26 protein-coding genes are annotated in these 18,404 nt (G+C 47.6%); 24 read left to right on the top strand and 2 right to left on the bottom strand.

The window, feature by feature from the left end; translation table 11 throughout:
• The first annotated feature begins 6 nt into the window (after positions 1–6).
• The 15 genes from rpmD (at position 7) to rpsI (ending at position 8,657) form a co-directional block, all read left to right on the top strand.
• Positions 7–192: a 50S ribosomal protein L30 gene (gene rpmD, locus NST84_RS27460; RefSeq protein WP_039877387.1), complete on the top strand. Its 186-nt coding sequence runs from the start codon at positions 7–9 to the stop codon at positions 190–192.
• A 41-nt stretch (positions 193–233) separates the two neighbouring features.
• Positions 234–674, top strand: a complete 441-nt coding sequence (gene rplO, locus NST84_RS27455) for a 50S ribosomal protein L15 (protein WP_020427058.1) — start codon at positions 234–236, stop codon at positions 672–674.
• Positions 674–1,972 (top strand): preprotein translocase subunit SecY, encoded by a 1,299-nt coding sequence (gene secY, locus NST84_RS27450; protein WP_342563209.1) that lies wholly within the window; start codon positions 674–676, stop codon positions 1,970–1,972. The genes rplO and secY overlap by 1 nt, the downstream gene beginning before the upstream one ends.
• 98 nt (positions 1,973–2,070) lie before the next feature.
• Positions 2,071–2,715, top strand: a complete 645-nt coding sequence (locus tag NST84_RS27445) for an adenylate kinase (RefSeq protein WP_342563208.1) — start codon at positions 2,071–2,073, stop codon at positions 2,713–2,715.
• A gap of 4 nt (positions 2,716–2,719) precedes the next feature.
• Entirely contained in the window at positions 2,720–3,472 is a 753-nt protein-coding gene (gene map / locus NST84_RS27440; protein WP_342563207.1) for a type I methionyl aminopeptidase, read from the top strand.
• A gap of 11 nt (positions 3,473–3,483) precedes the next feature.
• Complete coding sequence (locus tag NST84_RS27435; protein WP_342563206.1) at positions 3,484–3,792, top strand: KOW domain-containing RNA-binding protein; 309 nt, start codon at positions 3,484–3,486, stop codon at positions 3,790–3,792.
• Positions 3,793–3,794: 2 nt separating this feature from the next.
• Positions 3,795–4,010 carry a translation initiation factor IF-1 gene (gene infA / locus NST84_RS27430; RefSeq protein ID WP_018753971.1) on the top strand — a complete coding sequence of 72 codons (216 nt, stop codon included), beginning with the start codon at positions 3,795–3,797 and terminating at the stop codon, positions 4,008–4,010.
• A gap of 53 nt (positions 4,011–4,063) precedes the next feature.
• A complete protein-coding gene (gene rpmJ / locus NST84_RS27425; protein ID WP_003322638.1) occupies positions 4,064–4,177 on the top strand; it encodes a 50S ribosomal protein L36 in 114 nt (37 codons plus the stop codon).
• Between the two features lie 20 nt (positions 4,178–4,197).
• A complete protein-coding gene (gene rpsM / locus NST84_RS27420; protein ID WP_039877382.1) occupies positions 4,198–4,566 on the top strand; it encodes a 30S ribosomal protein S13 in 369 nt (122 codons plus the stop codon).
• 19 nt (positions 4,567–4,585) lie between these two features.
• Positions 4,586–4,981: a 30S ribosomal protein S11 gene (gene rpsK / locus NST84_RS27415; protein ID WP_062520357.1), complete on the top strand. Its 396-nt coding sequence runs from the start codon at positions 4,586–4,588 to the stop codon at positions 4,979–4,981.
• A gap of 131 nt (positions 4,982–5,112) precedes the next feature.
• Entirely contained in the window at positions 5,113–6,057 is a 945-nt protein-coding gene (locus NST84_RS27410) for a DNA-directed RNA polymerase subunit alpha (protein ID WP_068727647.1), read from the top strand.
• 43 nt (positions 6,058–6,100) lie between these two features.
• Positions 6,101–6,466 carry a 50S ribosomal protein L17 gene (rplQ, locus tag NST84_RS27405; RefSeq protein ID WP_019908254.1) on the top strand — a complete coding sequence of 122 codons (366 nt, stop codon included), beginning with the start codon at positions 6,101–6,103 and terminating at the stop codon, positions 6,464–6,466.
• 323 nt (positions 6,467–6,789) lie between these two features.
• Positions 6,790–7,569 (top strand): tRNA pseudouridine(38-40) synthase TruA, encoded by a 780-nt coding sequence (gene truA, locus NST84_RS27400; RefSeq protein WP_342563205.1) that lies wholly within the window; start codon positions 6,790–6,792, stop codon positions 7,567–7,569.
• 237 nt (positions 7,570–7,806) lie between these two features.
• Positions 7,807–8,244 (top strand): 50S ribosomal protein L13, encoded by a 438-nt coding sequence (rplM, locus tag NST84_RS27395; protein ID WP_342563204.1) that lies wholly within the window; start codon positions 7,807–7,809, stop codon positions 8,242–8,244.
• Between the two features lie 20 nt (positions 8,245–8,264).
• Positions 8,265–8,657, top strand: a complete 393-nt coding sequence (gene rpsI / locus NST84_RS27390; RefSeq protein WP_342563203.1) for a 30S ribosomal protein S9 — start codon at positions 8,265–8,267, stop codon at positions 8,655–8,657.
• An 81-nt stretch (positions 8,658–8,738) separates the two neighbouring features.
• Here the strand turns inward: rpsI and NST84_RS27385 are convergent, their stop codons facing one another.
• Together NST84_RS27385 and NST84_RS27380 are read right to left on the bottom strand one after the other, a co-directional pair.
• On the bottom strand, positions 8,739–9,626 hold the full coding sequence (locus NST84_RS27385; protein ID WP_342563202.1) for an ImmA/IrrE family metallo-endopeptidase: 888 nt from the start codon (positions 9,624–9,626) through the stop codon (positions 8,739–8,741).
• A gap of 92 nt (positions 9,627–9,718) precedes the next feature.
• Positions 9,719–10,102, bottom strand: a complete 384-nt coding sequence (locus NST84_RS27380; protein ID WP_342563201.1) for a helix-turn-helix transcriptional regulator — start codon at positions 10,100–10,102, stop codon at positions 9,719–9,721.
• A gap of 196 nt (positions 10,103–10,298) precedes the next feature.
• On the opposite strand from NST84_RS27380, the gene NST84_RS27375 reads away from it, so the two are divergent.
• The 9 genes from NST84_RS27375 (at position 10,299) to NST84_RS27335 (ending at position 18,402) form a co-directional block, all read left to right on the top strand.
• A complete protein-coding gene (locus tag NST84_RS27375) occupies positions 10,299–10,799 on the top strand; it encodes a sigma factor-like helix-turn-helix DNA-binding protein (protein ID WP_342563200.1) in 501 nt (166 codons plus the stop codon).
• A gap of 136 nt (positions 10,800–10,935) precedes the next feature.
• Positions 10,936–11,355, top strand: coding sequence for a hypothetical protein (locus tag NST84_RS27370; protein ID WP_342563199.1), 420 nt, complete (start codon positions 10,936–10,938; stop codon positions 11,353–11,355).
• Complete coding sequence (locus tag NST84_RS27365) at positions 11,352–11,699, top strand: hypothetical protein (RefSeq protein ID WP_342563198.1); 348 nt, start codon at positions 11,352–11,354, stop codon at positions 11,697–11,699. Before NST84_RS27370 ends, NST84_RS27365 begins: the two co-directional genes overlap by 4 nt.
• 3 nt (positions 11,700–11,702) lie before the next feature.
• The gene (locus NST84_RS27360; RefSeq protein ID WP_342563197.1) at positions 11,703–13,148 is read left to right on the top strand and encodes a phage tail sheath family protein; all 1,446 of its coding nucleotides are present in this window, start codon (positions 11,703–11,705) and stop codon (positions 13,146–13,148) included.
• Between the two features lie 11 nt (positions 13,149–13,159).
• Positions 13,160–13,681, top strand: a complete 522-nt coding sequence (locus NST84_RS27355) for a phage major tail tube protein (RefSeq protein ID WP_342563196.1) — start codon at positions 13,160–13,162, stop codon at positions 13,679–13,681.
• Positions 13,682–13,695: 14 nt separating this feature from the next.
• Entirely contained in the window at positions 13,696–14,025 is a 330-nt protein-coding gene (locus NST84_RS27350; protein ID WP_342563195.1) for a phage tail assembly protein, read from the top strand.
• Between the two features lie 152 nt (positions 14,026–14,177).
• A complete protein-coding gene (locus NST84_RS27345; protein WP_342563194.1) occupies positions 14,178–17,168 on the top strand; it encodes a phage tail tape measure protein in 2,991 nt (996 codons plus the stop codon).
• Positions 17,165–17,368: a tail protein X gene (locus NST84_RS27340; protein ID WP_342563193.1), complete on the top strand. Its 204-nt coding sequence runs from the start codon at positions 17,165–17,167 to the stop codon at positions 17,366–17,368. Before NST84_RS27345 ends, NST84_RS27340 begins: the two co-directional genes overlap by 4 nt.
• Positions 17,369–17,370: 2 nt before the next feature.
• Entirely contained in the window at positions 17,371–18,402 is a 1,032-nt protein-coding gene (locus tag NST84_RS27335; RefSeq protein ID WP_342563192.1) for a contractile injection system protein, VgrG/Pvc8 family, read from the top strand.
• Positions 18,403–18,404 lie beyond the last annotated feature (2 nt).

Genomic DNA, 18,404 nt, shown 5'->3' with positions numbered 1-18,404 from the left:
ACGTCAATGGCTAAATTGCAAATTACCCTCGTTCGCAGTGTAATCGGTCGTCCACAGACACAACGTGTTACTGTTAAGACGCTCGGCCTGGGAAAAACCAACTCGACCGTGGTTCACAATGACACTCCTGCAATTCGCGGAATGATCAACAAAGTGGGCCACTTGCTGTCCGTTACAGAAATTGAAGGCTAAATGCCTCGCATAAATTAACAAAACATAAGGAGGTGCAAACGATGAAGTTACATGAACTTGCTCCAGCTCCTGGATCCCGCAAAGAACGCAACCGCGTTGGTCGCGGACCAAGTAGCGGTAACGGTAAAACGTCCGGACGCGGTCATAAAGGTCAGAACTCCCGTTCCGGCGGTGGTGTTCGTCCTGGCTTCGAGGGTGGTCAAAACCCGCTCTATCGTCGTCTGCCTAAACGTGGTTTCATCAATCCTACCCGTAAAGAGTATGCGATTGTGAACCTGGAAGATCTGAACAGCTTTGCTGAAGGAACTGAAGTGACTCCACAGTTGCTGATTGAAACTGGTGTTGTCAAGAATTCCAAGAGCGGCATCAAGATCCTCGGCAATGGCGAACTAGCCGTTAAATTGACTGTACAAGCAAATAAGTTCTCTCAATCTGCGGTAGAGAAAATCGAGGCTGCCGGCGGTAAAACCGAGGTGATCTAATGTTCAAGACGCTTAAGAATATATGGCATGTTGAAGATTTGCGCAAAAAGATCCTGTTTACCCTGTTCGTTCTGATCATCTACCGTATCGGTTCGTTTGTACCGGTTCCCGGTGTGAACAAAGAAGTGCTGGAATCAACAAATCAAGGCGGAGAAGCTTTGATGGGTCTTTTGAACACCTTCTCGGGCGGAGCGCTCAAAAACTTCTCGATTTTTGCGATTAGTATTTACCCGTACATTACAGCATCCATCATAGTGCAATTGCTCTCGATGGATGTTATCCCTAAGTTTGCCGAATGGGCTAAACAAGGGGAGCACGGGAAAAAGCAACTGGCGCAAATCACCCGTTACGGTACAGTCGTACTCGGTCTGATTCAAGCGTTTGCGACCTCAATCGGGTTTAACCGGATCTACGGCACTGAGATGATTCCAAATGCAACCTTTGCGGATTACCTGCTGATCGCGATCATACTGACCGCGGGTACATCGTTCCTGATGTGGCTTGGTGAGCAGATCACTGAAAAGGGAATAGGAAACGGGATTTCGATCCTGATTTTTGCGGGAATCGTCGCCGCCATTCCGGGATATATCACCACTACGGCGCAATCAAGCTTCATTCAGCCGGGTCAGGTGTTCCTGAATATTCTTAAAGTCGTTATTATACTGATCGTGATTGTGGCGATTATTGTAGGGGTTATCTTTGTACAACAAGGTATCCGTAAAATCCCTGTACAATATGCTAAACGCGTGGTCGGTAACAAAATGTACGGTGGACAGAATACGCACATTCCGCTTAAAATCAATGCGGCAGGTGTAATTCCGGTAATCTTTGCCGTTTCACTGCTTCAATTTCCAATTGTAATCTCGAGCTTTTGGTCAACGCATGAATGGGCTAAATGGATCACCAACAACCTTGCTCATGATAAGCCGCTCGGTATGGTCCTTTACGTGATCATGATCATCGGATTTACGTTCTTCTACACGTTTGTTCAGATGAATCCGCAGCAGATGGCTGATAATATGAAAAAGAACGGTGGTTACATTCCTGGTATCCGTCCGGGTAAAGCAACTGAGAAGTATTTGACCAGAGTAATGTCCCGCCTGACTATGTCGGGTGCGCTGTTCCTGGCTGTTATTTCTGTCTTGCCTGTACTCTTCGGTTCCCTGTCCGGCTTACCGCGGCAGGTGCAAATTGGCGGTACCGCGCTGTTGATCGTGGTCGGTGTAGCACTGGATACGATGAAGCAGATCGAGAGCCAATTGATCAAACGCCATTACAAAGGCTTCATCAACAAATAGGCGATAGGTTCCGGTGAAGCTAAGGTCTACTTACTAGCCGGCACCTATTGTGCTGTTTCTTGCTTGGTGGCGAACTTTTGGGGGGAGAAGAGAGAAACGTGAACATATTATTCATGGGCCCTCCTGGGGCAGGCAAGGGAACACAGGCAGCTGTAGTTGTAAAAGAGCTTGGCATTCCGCATATTTCGACAGGTGACGCATTCCGTTTAGCGATAAAGGAACAGACACCGGTCGGATTGAAGGCCAAATCTTATATCGATCAAGGCTTGCTTGTACCTGATGATGTGACCATTGGAATCGTTGAGGAACGGCTCCAGCAGTCCGATTGCGAAAAAGGTTTCTTATTGGATGGCTTTCCAAGAACCCTTTCGCAAGCGGAAGCGCTGGAAGAGATTTTGAGCCGGTCCGGCACTTCACTGGATCATGTAATCAACTTGAATGTGGACCGCGGACTGCTGATGGCGCGTCTTACCGGACGCCGGATCTGTAAGACTTGCGGTGCATCATATCATTTGATTTTCAACCCGCCGAAGCAAGAAGGCATTTGCGACATTGATGGCGGGGAACTGTATCAACGTCCGGATGACAACGAAGAGAGTGTAGGCAAGCGCCTGGATGAGTATGATAACAAGACAGCGCCGCTGCTTGCATTTTATGAGAATAAAGGTCTTTTGCGGCAGGTAAACGGAGAGAACGAAATCAATGTCGTTACTTCCGAAATCGTATCTTTACTGCGGGGTTAATGTAATGATCATTTGTAAATCCGAACAGGAACTTGCCTTTATGAGGGAAGCTGGTCGTATTGTTGCCGAGAGTCACCGGCTGATTGCCAAGGCCATTGAGCCAGGGATAACCACCGGAGAGCTCGACAGAATCGCCGATCAATATATTCGCAGTCAAGGTGCTGTGCCGTCTTTCAAAGGCTACAACGGTTTTCCTGCCAGCATTTGCGCTTCAGTCAACGAACAATTGGTGCATGGATTTCCGGGTAAACGCAAGCTGATCGAAGGCGACATTGTGACGCTGGATATTGGTGCCGAGTATCGCGGTTATCACGGTGATTCCGCCTGGACTTACGGAGTAGGAAGCATTTCCGAAGATGCCCAGCGTCTGCTGGACGTCACGGAAGGCTCCTTATACGCAGGACTGGCGTTAGTCAAACCGGATGTGCGCTTGTTTACAATCTCCCATGCGATCCAGCAATATATCGAGGATGCCGGTTTTTCCGTTGTTCGCGAGTATGTTGGCCATGGCATCGGGGCAGAACTGCATGAAGAACCGCAAATTCCGAACTATGGCATAGCGGACCGCGGACCACGTCTGAAGCCGGGTATGGTACTCGCGATTGAGCCGATGGTAAACGCCGGGGACAGATATGTCAGAACTCTGGAAGATAACTGGACGGTCGTTACGGTAGACGGCTCACTCTGTGCCCATTTTGAGCATACAGTAGCTGTTACACCGGACGGCATGGAAATTTTCACAAAACTGAATGCGTAGGTGATCTTCACGTGAATACTGGGAGCAGCCCGCAGGTTGGTCAGATCGTGAGAATTCTCAAAGGCAAAGATGCCGGAGAGGCTGCCGTTGTTATTGCAGTTGTTGACAGCAGATTTGTATACATTGCTGATGGGGACAAACGAAAGTTTGACGGGCCGAAGAAGAAGAATATCGGACATCTGGAGCTCATACCATTCATAAGCAGTGAGGTTGTGGACAGTTTGGAAGAAACCGGCCGGGTAACCAATGGAAAGCTGCGGTTTGCAGTGACGAAATATGGGACTCCAGCTGGAAAAAGTGCTGATGAGAGAGGAGACTAACTGTGGCTAAAGAAGATGTCATTGAGGTGGAAGGAACGGTCATTGAACCGTTGCCGAATGCAACATTTAAGGTTGAGCTTGAGAACGGTCATCAAATTCTTGCCCATGTGTCCGGGAAATTGCGGATGCACTTTATCCGTATCCTAACCGGAGACAAAGTGGTCGTGCAGTTATCGCCTTATGATTTATCAAAAGGCCGTATAACTTACCGTAAATAGATGGGAACTACAACAAAAGTTTTGCTTCGCAAAACTTTGAGGAGGTAATGAACATGAAGGTAAGACCTTCTGTGAAGCCCATTTGCGAAAAATGCAAAGTCATCCGCCGCAAAGGGACTGTTATGGTAATTTGCGAAAATCCGAAACACAAACAAAAACAAGGTTAAAGAAGGGGGTGTAGCGTAAAATGGCTCGTATAGCTGGTGTGGATTTGCCACGTGACAAACGCGTTGAGATCGCCTTGACTTATATTTTCGGAATCGGTAAAACGACTTCCCAGAAAATTCTTAATGAAACAGGCATTGACGTTAACACACGTGTCCGTGATTTGACGGAAGATGAAGTCAGCAAACTGCGTGAAACGATCGACAAATCGGTCAAGGTTGAAGGTGACCTGCGTCGTGAAATTTCCTTAAATATTAAGCGTCTTACTGAGATCGGCTGCTACCGTGGTGTTCGCCACCGTCGTGGATTGCCTGTTCGCGGTCAACGCACTAAAACCAATGCTCGTACCCGTAAAGGCCCGCGCCGTACGGTAGCAAACAAAAAGAAATAAGAAGAGGTGATAAGAGACAATGGCTAAACCGAAAAAAGTCGTACGTACTAAACGTCGCGACCGGAAAAATATCGAGTCTGGCGTGGCACACATCCGTTCCACGTTCAACAACACTATCGTTACGATCACGGATCCTCACGGAAATGCAATTTCCTGGGCTAGTTCCGGTGGTCAAGGATTCAGAGGTTCCCGTAAATCGACTCCATTTGCAGCGCAAATGGCAGCCGAAACTGCTGCTAAGGCAGCTATGGAACACGGCATGAAGTCCGTTGAAGTTATGGTTAAAGGACCGGGTGCGGGCCGCGAAGCTGCCATCCGTTCCCTTCAGGCCGCTGGCCTTGAAGTAAACCTCATTAAAGACGTAACTCCGGTTCCTCACAACGGATGCCGTCCGCCGAAACGTCGCCGCGTATAGTGAAATCAGAATTGTGATTGTGGTATAATTCTGACGCATCTGCTAATAATAGGTGTTTAGGCATACTACATGATGCACCTGATGGGGTGACAGTTTCATATAGGAGCGACGTTTGAAGGAGGGGTACACTCGTGATAGAAATCGAAAAGCCGAAAATTGAGACCGTAGAAGCCAATGATGAAGGAACCTATGGGAAATTCGTAGTTGAACCGCTGGAACGTGGATATGGCACGACTCTGGGGAACTCGCTTCGCCGGATTCTGCTGTCCTCCCTGCCGGGAGCCGCTGTGACTTCGGTCCAAATTGACGGCGTTTTGCATGAGTTCTCGACCGTTCCTGGCGTAATGGAAGATGTGACGGAAATCATTCTGAACCTCAAAGCTCTTTCTCTGAAGATTCATTCAGACGAAGAGAAGGTGTTCGAGATTGATGCTGAGGGTGAAGGCATCGTTACCGCAGGTGATATCCGCGCGGACAGCGATGTTGAAATCCTCAATCCGGATCTTCATATTGCAACGCTGGGACCTGGCGCGAGACTTCACATGCGTATTTTTGCAGGCCGTGGTCGCGGCTATGTCCAAGCAGACCGGAACAAACGCGACGATCAGCCAATCGGTGTAATCCCGGTTGACTCCATCTACACTCCAATCTCCCGCGTAAACTATGTCATTGATAACACTCGTGTCGGACAAGTGACTAACTATGACAAGCTGACGCTGGAAGTTTGGACAGATGGCAGTATCAGACCGGAAGAGGCTGTAAGCCTCGGAGCCAAAATTTTGAACGAACACCTCGTCTTATTCGTAGGTCTTACGGATGAAGCGAAAGACGCCGAAATTATGGTAGAAAAAGAAGAAGACAAAAAAGAAAAAGTGCTTGAGATGACAATCGAAGAGCTTGATCTTTCTGTCCGTTCCTACAACTGCCTCAAACGTGCCGGTATTAATACCGTACAAGAGCTGACTACGAAAACTGAAGAAGATATGATGAAGGTCCGCAACCTGGGCCGCAAATCTTTGGAAGAAGTTCAAGAGAAGCTTGAAGAGCTCGGTTTGGGTCTTCGTACAGAAGAATAGTAATTCAATTGCTTGAGTACTTGAGTGAAGGAGGGAAAACAAAATGGCATACCAAAAATTGGGCCGTGATTCCAGTGCGCGTAAAGCATTGTTCCGTGACATGGTAACGGATCTGTTCCTATACGAGCGCATCCAGACAACGGAAGCCAAGGCGAAGGAAGTTCGTTCCATCGCTGAGAAACTGATCACTAAGGCTAAGAAGGGCGATCTTCATGCTCGCCGTCAAGTAGCTGCTTTTGTTCGTCGTGAGACTGTAGACGGTGAGCAAGATGCAATCCAAAAATTGTTCTCTGATATTGCTCCTCGTTACACAGAGCGTCCAGGCGGATACACTCGTATCCTGAAGCTGGGACCTCGCCGTGGCGATGCTGCGCCTATGGTTTATCTTGAACTGGTTGACCGTGCGTAGTAATACAAGTCCTGATTTCCGATTTACTCTTTAAGCTCATGATCTCCGGAGATTGAGCAGTAAGTATTATTGTTATTGTGCTGCAGGGGCGATTAGGCCCTGCTGTACCAATAACCGCGGGAATCACCTTGTAAAGAGTAGAAGGAGCTCCCGCCGGGGCTCTTTTTTTTAAATATAAGGATTTATATGTTTTACGCTATAAATCATCCTTATATTTCTCGCAGAAATGGCTACCGTCCTGTTTAGGACGGCTAAGCTGTTTCTACTTGTGAAAATGAGTTACGGTTAAGTGAGCTTGTCAGCAGCTTGAAAGGAAGAATGAAATGCGTAATCTATTGATGAAGGTCAACTATGACGGAACACATTATGATGGCTTTCAGACCCAGCCTCAGGGCAATACGATTCAGGACCGGCTGGAACAGGCTATCCTTCATCTGACCGGGGAGGGGCTTAAGATTACAGCCTCAGGACGGACGGATGCCGGAGTACATGCATACGGCCAGCCGTTCAACTTCATGACTTCCTCGCAAATCCCGCTGGAACGCTGGTGTCTGGCGCTTAACGCCCGATTACCGCAGGATATCGTAGTTACAGACGCTATAGAGGTTCCACTGTCGTTCCACTCCCGCAGGGGAGCCAAGCGTAAAACTTACCGGTATACGATTAACGGAAACAGGTTTCCGGATCCTTTTCAGCGGCGCTGGCAGCACCATCACCCTCTGAGGCTTGACCTGACTGCCATGCAGCAGGGTTTGGGGCATCTGGTTGGTACACATGACTACACTTCATTTGCCTCCCGGAAGTCAACCAAGACCTCGCACGTGCGGACAATCTATGAAGCCTATATAGAAATTGACCGCAGTATGTGCCGGCCGGGCTCGGATGATCAGGGTGTTATTCATACTTACATTACCGGCAGCGGTTTTCTGCAGCATATGGTCCGTATTATTATGGGAACGCTGATTCAGGTGGGTGAGCGCAAGTACCAGGCGGATAAGGTTGCGGATATTCTGGAGGCATGCGACCGGGCTGCAGCGGGACCTACAGCAGTTGCTAAAGGACTCGCACTATGGAGTGTTGAATATGATGGGGACAATAATTAGACGATCTGGAGCCCGTTATTTTTGTAGAAAATAAATGAGATTCGGATTAAAAATGACTTGCACTTATCATGGTTATGCTGTAATATAAAAGTTGTGTTTTCTTGATGGCTATCCCACAGCCCCGATCAAGAAAATGCCAACCAACAAGCTTTACTTAACTAACTTAAACGTACTTCCAATGAGAAATTAGATATACGAAACAGAAGATTTTCGTACGAGAACAAGGAGGAAACATTCATGCGTACCACCTATATGGCGAAGCCGAACGAAGTTGAACGCACTTGGCACATCATTGATGCCGAAGGCAAAACACTTGGTCGTCTGGCTAGCGAAGCCGCTGCTCTGATCCGTGGCAAACACAAACCGCAATTCACTCCACACGTTGATACTGGTGATTTTGTAATTGTTATCAACGCTGAGAAGATTCACCTGACAGGTAAGAAACTGCAGAACAAGAAATACTACCGTCACTCGATGCACCCAGGTGGTCTGAAGGTTACTACTGCCGATGACCTGCTGAAAACTAAACCTGAGCGTGTAATTGAATCTGCTGTTCACGGTATGATTCCTAAGACTCGTCAAGGCAACCACATGAAGCTGAGACTTAAAGTTTATGCAGGCGTAGAGCATCCACATGCAGCACAAAAACCTGAAGTTTACGAACTTCGCGGATAAGAATAGAGGAGGACAGTTTCATGGCACAAGTACAATACTATGGGACAGGTCGTCGTAAACATTCGGTAGCACGTGTTCGCCTTGTACCGGGTGAAGGACGCATTGTCATTAACAAACGTGAGATGGATGAGTACTTCGGTGTAGAAACACTGAAGATGATCGTAAGACAGCCTTTGAACCTGACTGAAACACTTGGCAATTACGATGTAATCGTGCTTGCACATGGTGGCGGCATTTCCGGTCAAGCTGGCGCAATTCGCCACGGGATCTCCCGTGCATTGCTCAAAGTTGACCCAGAATATCGCGGTACGCTGAAGAAAGCCGGCTTCCTGACTCGTGACCCACGTATGAAGGAACGTAAGAAATACGGCCTCAAAGCTGCTCGTCGCGCTCCACAGTTCTCGAAACGTTAATATTCCCTTGTTATACAAGGACATCAAGCCTCTGGCCCTTTTGGGTCAGGGGCTTTTTATTTTCTTAGAATTATTTTCCTCTTAATTAAACCTTCGTGTTACTCGCTGATCCGTTTCAATTAGCTGCTCGACCTCCCGCATGTGAACAACAAAAGTATGTTTAGAAAACCCGTTTCTAAAGACCAGCCTATGAATTTGTAAAGTTATTTGGCCGTCAAAACAAACAATATCGCCACTAATTGTGGATTCTACCGCAATATTCTTTAAAGTCTCCCAATCAATTTCTTTGAATCGTTCATCACGGGGGATAAGTAGCTCGTATTGTGTAGTCAATGTCTTGTAATCCAAACAGATAATTAGCTGGTCGGGGCCTTCAGAAGTGCTGTGTGGGTCATAATAGGCAAATATATTAGTGGTATCAGGGTATTCCGGCTGTTGGCTTGTTCTGCTTGTTGGACGGTTGTAATTAGCTAATCCGCTCGTTAGTTCACCCTCATATTCTCTGCGTAGAATTTGATCAAATCGTATCTTTGCCATATCTTTTGGAACACCAAAAGTGCCGGATAGTAGCTCGATAGTCTGATTGTAATCCCCGGGCAACTGCTGAGACTTAATCATAAAGTAGGGCATTGATGCATAAAGAACAAATTTGTCAGCATCGATTTCTTGAGACTTAATGAAAAAGTCCGGCATAATCAGTTGATTACCGACATGCCGGAGAATATGACAGAGCTCATGCAGGAAATCAAGACGTTGTTTCATTGGAGGGAGACGGCTGTCCAAAAGAATGCAACGTATACCTGAATTAGACTCATAGGCCCGGCTACTGATGGGTGAGTATGTAGTATGAATGTTAAGGGCTAAGGCAAGCCCATGAATAGTAATCTGCTCTGGAGCTGTAATATGGTTCTCAAAGTAAAGCTGCTCGATGAACTGTTCGAGATGTGTTGTTCTATAATGTTTAAACATTAGCTTCCTCCTGAAGGGAATGTATGTTCGTATATATAGGTGCGTGGAAACAGCTCGCTGGCTGAAACCACGATCATGCATGTTTTATTTAATTACTTGTCCTCTGCCTTCTTCTTTTCAGCATCTTTAATAAAGTGCCAGAAGGTTAGCATCTCCCGTTTGCGTTCCTCCGGAGCTTCGAGATAATCCTTGAAAAACAAGCTATGCTCGGGGTTGTTAATAAAGGCCTCGAATTCGGCATATTCCTGCTGAAAAGAATTTGCCTCCCCGGGTCTAAAGGCCAGCCTGTCCATTTCTTCCGTCGTTATTCCGAGTGCACGGCAAACTTTAATTACATTATCCACTGATGCTCCGCTTACACCACGCATTAGCATTGACCTGAGTGTAGTATAGGGAATTCCTGCCTTTTCTGCAAATGCTTTTGTATTCAGGCCAGTTTCCTCAATTAATTTTTTTAAAACCTCAGCCCTCCGCACAGGTAGCCCTCCTTTGAGCAAAGTAAATAATTATATGTTCTTTCCCATTACCTCTTTATTATAAGGAGCCTTGTTTAGAATGTAAATGTTCAATATCGTATTTTAATTGAAAATATTATTTGACATAATACGAAATTGAATATAATATAACTGATAAATACGCAATTGAGTATATAAGCGAGGGGAAGGTATGCATATGATAGAGAGTCCGCATATAAATGATCATCATGAAATGCTCTTGGAATACCGTAAATCGCTGAAACAGGCCGAAAATGCCTATTTTATCGCTGATGCTGCTGATAAAAAAATTATTTCCGGAATGATTAGTGACTGTAAATATGTAATTGAGTGGCTTTCAACAGGCAGACGTCCCGGTAACAGAAGAGGTATTGAACGCAGAGCCGGATATGAACGGGAAATTCCGCTAGAACCGGCGCGTATGCAAAGATTCAGCAATGACACCACTTACTGCACTAAGGCAGGGTTATCAGAAGATCAGCAGGCATTACTTGAGTTCGCTTTGGAACCCTTAAGCAGACGAGAGCGGGAATGTTATATGCTGACGCATGGCGAAGGCTTTTCGCATGCCACAGTAGCAGAAATGCTCGGTATCTCTGCAGGCAGTGTAAGTGAGTACATTCAGCGGGCGCAGAGAAAAATTACTCCGCTTGTAGCAGAAATTCTATGTGTTCTCTAAAAAAGCAGCATCGTTTGTCTAGTGAATGCCCCGTATGGATAGAAAGACCAATTAACTTAAGGATAGCGCGAAGCAGGAAAGGAGGTGAGATTCATAAGATACATCGCAGTAAATCTGCCTTGGAAGGAGGAGCGCAGTGACAAATTATTTACTGGTTAAAGCGATTCAAACCTTTCTGGAAAAGGAGCTGGCTGACGATGCGGCAATATTTCCGGCAGTGCATATAGGTGCTCTACCTACAGAACCGCAGGAGCCGGCATATCCGTTCATTATTATCCGCCCTGAGGAAGGAGAAGGAAATAAGGACAACATCATGACTAAGATCAAACTTCTGTTTGGGACTATGACGGAAGAAGGCTCAGGCTTGCTTGATTTGTTGAGCCTCATGGAGCGGGTACGTATTCTGCTGATGCGAAAAAGGATCATCGCCAAGCAATTTGCTATTGATGACAGCTGGAAATGGAAGCTGAGTGAGGATCAATCATTACCAGAGTGGACTGGGGAAGTTACAACCACATGGGCATTGCCCCAAATTAGACAGGAGGTAGAATTGTGAGCCGGATGAAGAATACAATCAAAATGTTGGTGGAGCAGTTGAAACCAGAAATGACGAATGAGTTGAAAGAAAGTGTACTGAACGATGTTGCCGAGACGGACGAGCCTGCAGTTGAAACGGCCAGTATTTACTTGGGGCCGAATCTGCCGGGAGGCCGTCTGCTGCAGTCAACGGTTTTCCGTTCAGGAGTGCCTGCCTATTTACAGTCTCTATATACTGAAATGCCGGAAGTAGCAGAGCTTACTGTTCAGGTTAAAGAAATTGCTGCTATTCAGGAACGTATTGTTAAGGCCGGAACAGCAGAATATGCAGCTTATCAACGGCTTTTAGGAAAGGGGAACTAATGAATGGCTTATAAACACGGAATCAACATTATTGAACAACCGACATCTGTCCTGGCACCAGCAGAGGCTGCAAGCGGCATACCGTTCGCGGTAGGTACAGCACCGATTCATCTGGCTTCTTCGGCCGCTCCGGTAAACACGCCGGTCTTGGCTTACACCTATGCGGATGCAGTAGCCGCTCTGGGATACAGTGATGATTGGACAAACTATTCGCTCTGCGAGCTGGTTCACTCCCATTTTGTATTGTATCAAAAGGCACCGCTGATATTGGTCAATGTCCTTGATCCTGCTAACCACAAAGTTACTGTTGCTCCGGCGGCAGTTAATGTTAATAACCGTGTTGCGATGCTAAATGATGAAGGAGTGCTGCTGACAACACTCAAAGTCAGATCTTCCGACGGTAATTCAACTTATGTGGCAGGTACGGACTTTACAGCAGCATTTGATGAAGATGGACGTGTGGTCCTTACAACAAAAGCAAGCGGAGCCATTGCGGCTAATACCGTGCAACTCTCCATCGGTTATGACAAGGTTAGCCCTGAGGCTGTCGATATGAATGATATTATTGGTGGTTTAACTTCCGGAGGCGATTACACCGGGTTCGAACTGATTAATCAGGTCTATCCTCGGTTCGGTATCCTTCCGGATTTGCTGCTTGCACCGGGCTGGTCTCATCTTCCTGCAGTCGCTGCGGTAATGAGAGCTAAAGCGGGAAATATTAACGGCAATTTTAAGGCAATGGCGCTTACTGATGTTGATCCTGCACAGTCCTACAGTGATGCAGGCGCTTGGAAGTCGGATAACAACTATAATGGATCACTTCAAATTGCCTCATATCCGATGCTTACCTTGGGAGAAAAGCAGTATCACTTTTCCACACAGCTGGCAGGGCTGATTACATCGACAGATACCCATAACGGTGGCGTTCCTTTCGTATCCCCGTCGAATAAAGCGCTTCAGGCTGACGGCACGGCACTCTCAGACGGAACAAGTCTATATCTTGGTATCGATCAAGTGAGTTACATGAACAGCCTCGGTATTATGACAGCTGTAAATCTAGGGACAAGCGGCTGGAAGGCTTGGGGAAACAACACGGGAGCATTTCCCGAATCAACGGATCCCAAGGACAGCTTTATTCCGGTCCGCCGCATGTTTAACTGGATCGGCAACAGCCTGATTCTGACTTATATGCAGAAGGTAGATGATCCGATGAACAAGCGGCTGATTGCTGCGGTTACGGACTCCGTAAATATTTGGTTAAATGGTCTCACCGCCTCCGGTGCGCTACTGGGCGGACGCGTGGAATTTAATGCTTCCGAAAATCAGGCGGCAGACCTGATGGCGGGTAAAATTACGTTCCATTTATACATCACACCGCCAGGACCGGCACAGGAAATCTCATTCCAGCTTGAGTACGACACAACATATTTGGCTGCACTAGTAGCCTAAGGAGGAACAACATGCCTAAAAGATCAGAACGGGTAATTGATTATTCGGTATTCCTGAACGGTACAAAATATCTGGGCACTGCTACTGCCACACTGCCGGAGATTACGTATCTAGTAGAAACCATTAAAGGTGGGGGGATAGCCGGAGAAATGGAGGCCCCTTCCCCTGGACAAACAGGTGCAATGAGCCTGGCTCTAACCTGGAGAACTATGGAAGCTGCTGCTGCTGAACTGCTGGCTCCGGTGAGTCATTCATTAGATTTGCGTGCATCCATTCAAACATTTGATACCTCGTCAGGCGAATATAAGGAGTCATCCCTTAAAGTTACAGTCCGTGCGAGACCGTTGGGACTGTCACTTGGAAATCTGGAGCCGGCCGCAACGATGGAAACGACTAATAATTTCTCGGTAAGTTATCTGAAGGTTGACCTGGATCAGGCTTCAGTACTGGAGATTGACAAGTACAACTATATCCATAAAGTGCATGGTAAGGATTATCTGAATGATACTAGAGCTAACTTGGCAATGAATTAAGGGGGCACTGAACAATGGACATTGAACAAAAAAATGTAAGTGAGGAGGCCACGGCGGAAGTTTACACTTTCGCCCGGCCTGTTACTTTTGAGGGGAACACTGTTGAATCCTTAAATATTGACTTTGACAAGCTGACCGGAGCAGATATTCTCGTCTGTGACCGCCAGTATCAGGCTGAAACGGCAAGACAAGGGGGAAGTGAACTGGTCAAGGAGACTAACAAAGCCTATCAGGCCTATATTGTGGCAAAAGCCGCCGGGGTGCATGTGGGATTGATCCGCGCACTTTCAGCAAAGGATTTCACTAAGCTGACCTTGAGGGCACAAAGTTTTTTGCTGCTATAGGCTGCGTGGGCGGCGGGGGGATCAAAGACCTCGCCGCTCTTTTGGCCATGAACACCTGCACTCCAATTCCGTATTTCCTCTCGCTGCCGCTGGGAGAAGTAGGCGATTGGGTAGAGCGGGTCGCCCGGCTGAAGGGAAGGGGGAAATAACACGTGGCAGGATCAAGCGGTGCAGCAGGCAGCACTAATATTATCTTTCAATTAAATGCGATCGTAACACCCGCCTTCCGCCGGTCGGTTGGACAGGCTGAAGACAGCGTACAAGAGATCGCCAGAATGGTTGAGGAGCTCTCGCGTCTTCCGGGATTTGAGAATCTGCGCCGGGATGCGGATGATGCAGACAATGTCGTAGACGATCTGAGTGAGAGTACCAGCGGACTCGGGCGATTGCTGGAAGGGATCCAGGAAAAAACAGATTTATTCTCCGAGATCAAAGAAGGTATAGAACCGCTCACGAAAATTATGGATGCGATGAACCAATCTGCAGATGCAATGGCTCAACTTCAGGCATCTACCGGGCTGACGGCAGAACAGATGGAAGAGATGGGGGAGATCTCTAACGATCTCTACCGGCAAAATTATGGCACGGGGTTTGAGGATTTAGGTGATTCACTGACACTTGTGAAGCAGGTGCTGCAGCAAAGCGGAGATGAGCTGGAGAAGACGACGCAGAATGCTATCACCTTCAGGGACGTTTTTAAAGGGGAGGTTCCTGATTCATTAAAAGCGGTCAATGCCATGATGCAGCAGTTTGGCATTACTTCCGAGCAGTCGTACAACCTGATGGCCCAAGGTGCACAGAAAGGGCTCAATAGTTCCGGTGAATTACTGGACACCGCCAGTGAGTACAGTGTTTATTTTGATAAAATGGGCTATTCGGCTGGTGAGATGTTCAGTGTATTCAGTACCGGTATAGAGCATGGGGCTACGTCCCTGAGCGGTGTAGCGGATGCCGTGAAGGAGTTCAGCACCGCGGTGACAGGTGACTCAGATTCGGTCAAAGAAGCTATTTACAAGCTGTTTGCACCGGAGCAGCTGGAGAAGTTCAGTGCAGCACTTGTAAAAGGTGGTACCAGATCCGCCGAATATGCCAATCTGCTAAAGGTTGCCGGAAAAAAGGCAGCAGATGTCCTGGTTAACGATTTGAATGCAGGCGGAGATTCCGCAGAACAAGCTATGAAGGAGCTCCAAAAAACGCTTGGCAGCGGGGAGGAGATCTTTAAAGGTCTCGCAGACGGCTCGCTATCCGGAAAACAGGCAATGGAGCAAGTGATTCAGAAGCTTAAAGAAATTAAAGACCCCATTGAACAGGCGCAAATTGCCGGTGAGCTGTTCGGCAGCCAGTTTGCGGATATGGGTAGTGATGCGATCCTTGCTCTGGGGAGTACCCGGAATCAGTTTGACATGACAAAGCAAACCATGGAAGAAGTGGCAGCAGTAAAATACAGTACTCTGACTCAGCAGTTTCAGGCAATTGGCAGGGAAATGATGACCGGGCTGATTATTCCGCTTGGTGAGAGTGTGATGCCGCTGCTTCAGGGCCTGGCGCAATGGATGAGCAGCAACAAAGAGCTGATGATGGTGCTCAGTCTGGCAGCTCCTGCAGCAGCAATCACAACTAACACGCTAAAAATCATCCAGGGCTTTAAAAGCATAGGCAGTGCCGCGGGCGGGGCAAGCGGAGCGGCAGGCGGTTTTGCCGGTGCACTGGGCCTGCTCACTAGCCCGGTAGGGATTGCTGTAGGTGCGCTGGGCCTAATCACAGCAGGTGTAGTGACTTATAAGAAGCATCAGGAAGAGGCACGGCTGGAATTGCTGAATATGGGTGACTCACTTGGCGAGGCCTATAACAACTATGAAGAGATTGATCAGGCAAGTAAGAGGAACCAAGAGCTTATTACCGAGTATGACCGGCTGACCCAAAAAATTAAAGAAGTCAAGACTCCGGCAGATGAATTAACGGAGGCCAGAAGAAAACTGCAGTCGGTTGAGCAAGAGCTGATCCAAATGAATCCGGATATTTTATCCGCAGAAGGCTCTAAAAACAGCAAGTTCCGGGAACAGCTGGATTTGGTTGAAGATATTTATGCTTCCCGGAAGGATATGAGCAAGCGGGAGATCGAGCATGATGCACTCGAGGCTAAGGGGAAAATGCCGGAGCTTGAGGATCAGTATTCAGAACTGACTGCGAATCTTGATAAGCAGAATGCTGCATATGAAAAAGCAAAAGTGTCTTACCGGGATTATTTAGAGTACATGAACCAAATCACAAAAATAAATGACAGCAATGCCAGCGATGAACAAAAAGGGCAGCAGCGGAATGCTTTAGCTACGGAAATTGAGAAGTCCACTGGTAAGGATTACAGTAGCAACTGGGCAACTCTTCAATTCGATTACGCAGATATTGCAGAGTCATTTGATAGTTACAATGCCAAGCTTGAAAAGACTCAAAGTGAATTGAATGAAGCACAGCAGAGCTTTGCTTCTTATTATGATCTGCAGAGACGTCTGGTTGAAATAGATCTGGGCGGCTCATTGGAAGAGAAGGCACGGAAGTACAATGAGTTATCCAGTGCGGAAAAAGATCAGTTTAATCAGGCAATGAGTGATATGGCAATATTAAACCAAGAAGTGGACATGCTACCGGATGCCAAAAAGATTAATCTGCAACTAATTTGGGAACAAACCGGACAGGTTCCTGATTTCAGTCTTTCGGATGAAGACTGGCAAGTGCTCCATAAGACGATGAAGGAAGACGGCTCACCCGATTTGAGGACTGTAGCTGGCCAGAAGCTAAACCGGTTGGCTCAACATGATCCCGGCTTCGAAGGATACGCCGACGGGGGGATCGCCACACGCCCTTCTATCTTTGGTGAGGCTGGTCCGGAGATAGCCATTCCGCTCAATACTAAACCACGCTCCCGCTCGCTTTTGGAGAAAGCTAATGATCTGATGGGCTATTCCAGCTCCAATAACGTAAATGAAGGGAACATTCAGGTGACCTGGGCTCCCCAGGTTACTATTCAAGGCGGAACTCCTTCTATTGCAGCTGAGGTGGCCAAAGCAATACAGGATCAGCAGCCGGCATTTGAGCAGCGGTTTCAGCGGATGATTCAGCAGCAAAGGCGGGTGAGCTTCCAGTGATCTATAAGTCAGTACAAGGTGACACCTGGGATAGTATTGCTTTTAAGCTGTACGGCGATGAGTATTTGATGACGCTGCTGATCAGCGCTAATCCGAAGCTTGCGCAGACCGTAATTTTTTCCGGGAATGTCGCAGTCACCGTTCCGGATAAGCCTGCAGATGTCTCAGATACACTTCCGCCTTGGAAAAGGGAGGGATAGACTTGGAACTACCGCAAAATGCCCGCAGAGCAATGCTGGTGCTTCAATATAACGGGAAAGATGTCACGCAGGATATTGCCGACTCGCTAACTGATTTTCAATATAGTGATGCCGCTTCTGGACAGCTTGACGATATCTCTATTTCTCTGGAGGATGCGGCGCGCAACTGGCAGGGACCCTGGGCACCAGCCGAAGGGGATTCCATCAAGGCTACAATCCGGACTATGAACTGGGATGGGCCTGGTGAGATTAAAAAGCTGCCGCTCGGGACATTTGAAGTGGACAGCATTGAGTTTAGCGGACCGCCGGATACGGTGGCGATCAAGGCTGTATCCCTGCCGATTACCTCGGAGATCCGTATGCAGCGCAGCTCGCGCAGCTGGGAAAAGACGAATCTAAAAACGATTGCTGCGCAAATTGCCAAACGTGCCAAACTGGAGCTGGTATACGAAGCCCAGGATAATCCGTCATATGATCATCTGGAGCAGACACGGCAGTCGGATCTGGGCTTTTTATTAGAGACAGTAACCCGTGAAGGAATTGCCATTAAGGTATCCGGCGGCAATCTGGTACTGTTTGATGAATCTGTATTTGAGAAAAAGGCGCCGATTGCTACTATCACCAGAGGTAAGGATAATGTGACGGGGTTTGGATTCTCAGTGAATACGGCGTACTCCGCATACAGGGCATGCACCGTAATATACACACCGCCCAATGACAAGGGAACGGTGCAGGCAATGTTCGTCCCTGAGGGTGCTCCAAAAACCGGTCCGGTGCTGAAGATAACTGAGCAGGTTGACGATGAGGCTGCCGCTTTACGGCTGGCCCGCAAAAGGCTGCGGGAGTCCAATAAGGAGGGCGGCAGAGGAACGCTGTCCCTGATGGGCGATATAAGAATGGCTGCCGGATTAACGATTAATGTTAAGGGCTGGAAGCGGTTTGACGGCAAATATATTATCGAATCTGCCAGGCATGTGATCGGTAGCAGCGGCTATACAACAGAGCTTGAGATCAGAAAGGTATTGGGGTGGTAGAC

Origin of the sequence: Paenibacillus sp. FSL R7-0345 (genome assembly GCF_038595055.1) — a bacterium.
In the GTDB taxonomy this organism is placed as follows: domain Bacteria; phylum Bacillota; class Bacilli; order Paenibacillales; family Paenibacillaceae; genus Paenibacillus_AQ.
This window is presented reverse-complemented; position numbering and strand designations above follow the sequence as displayed.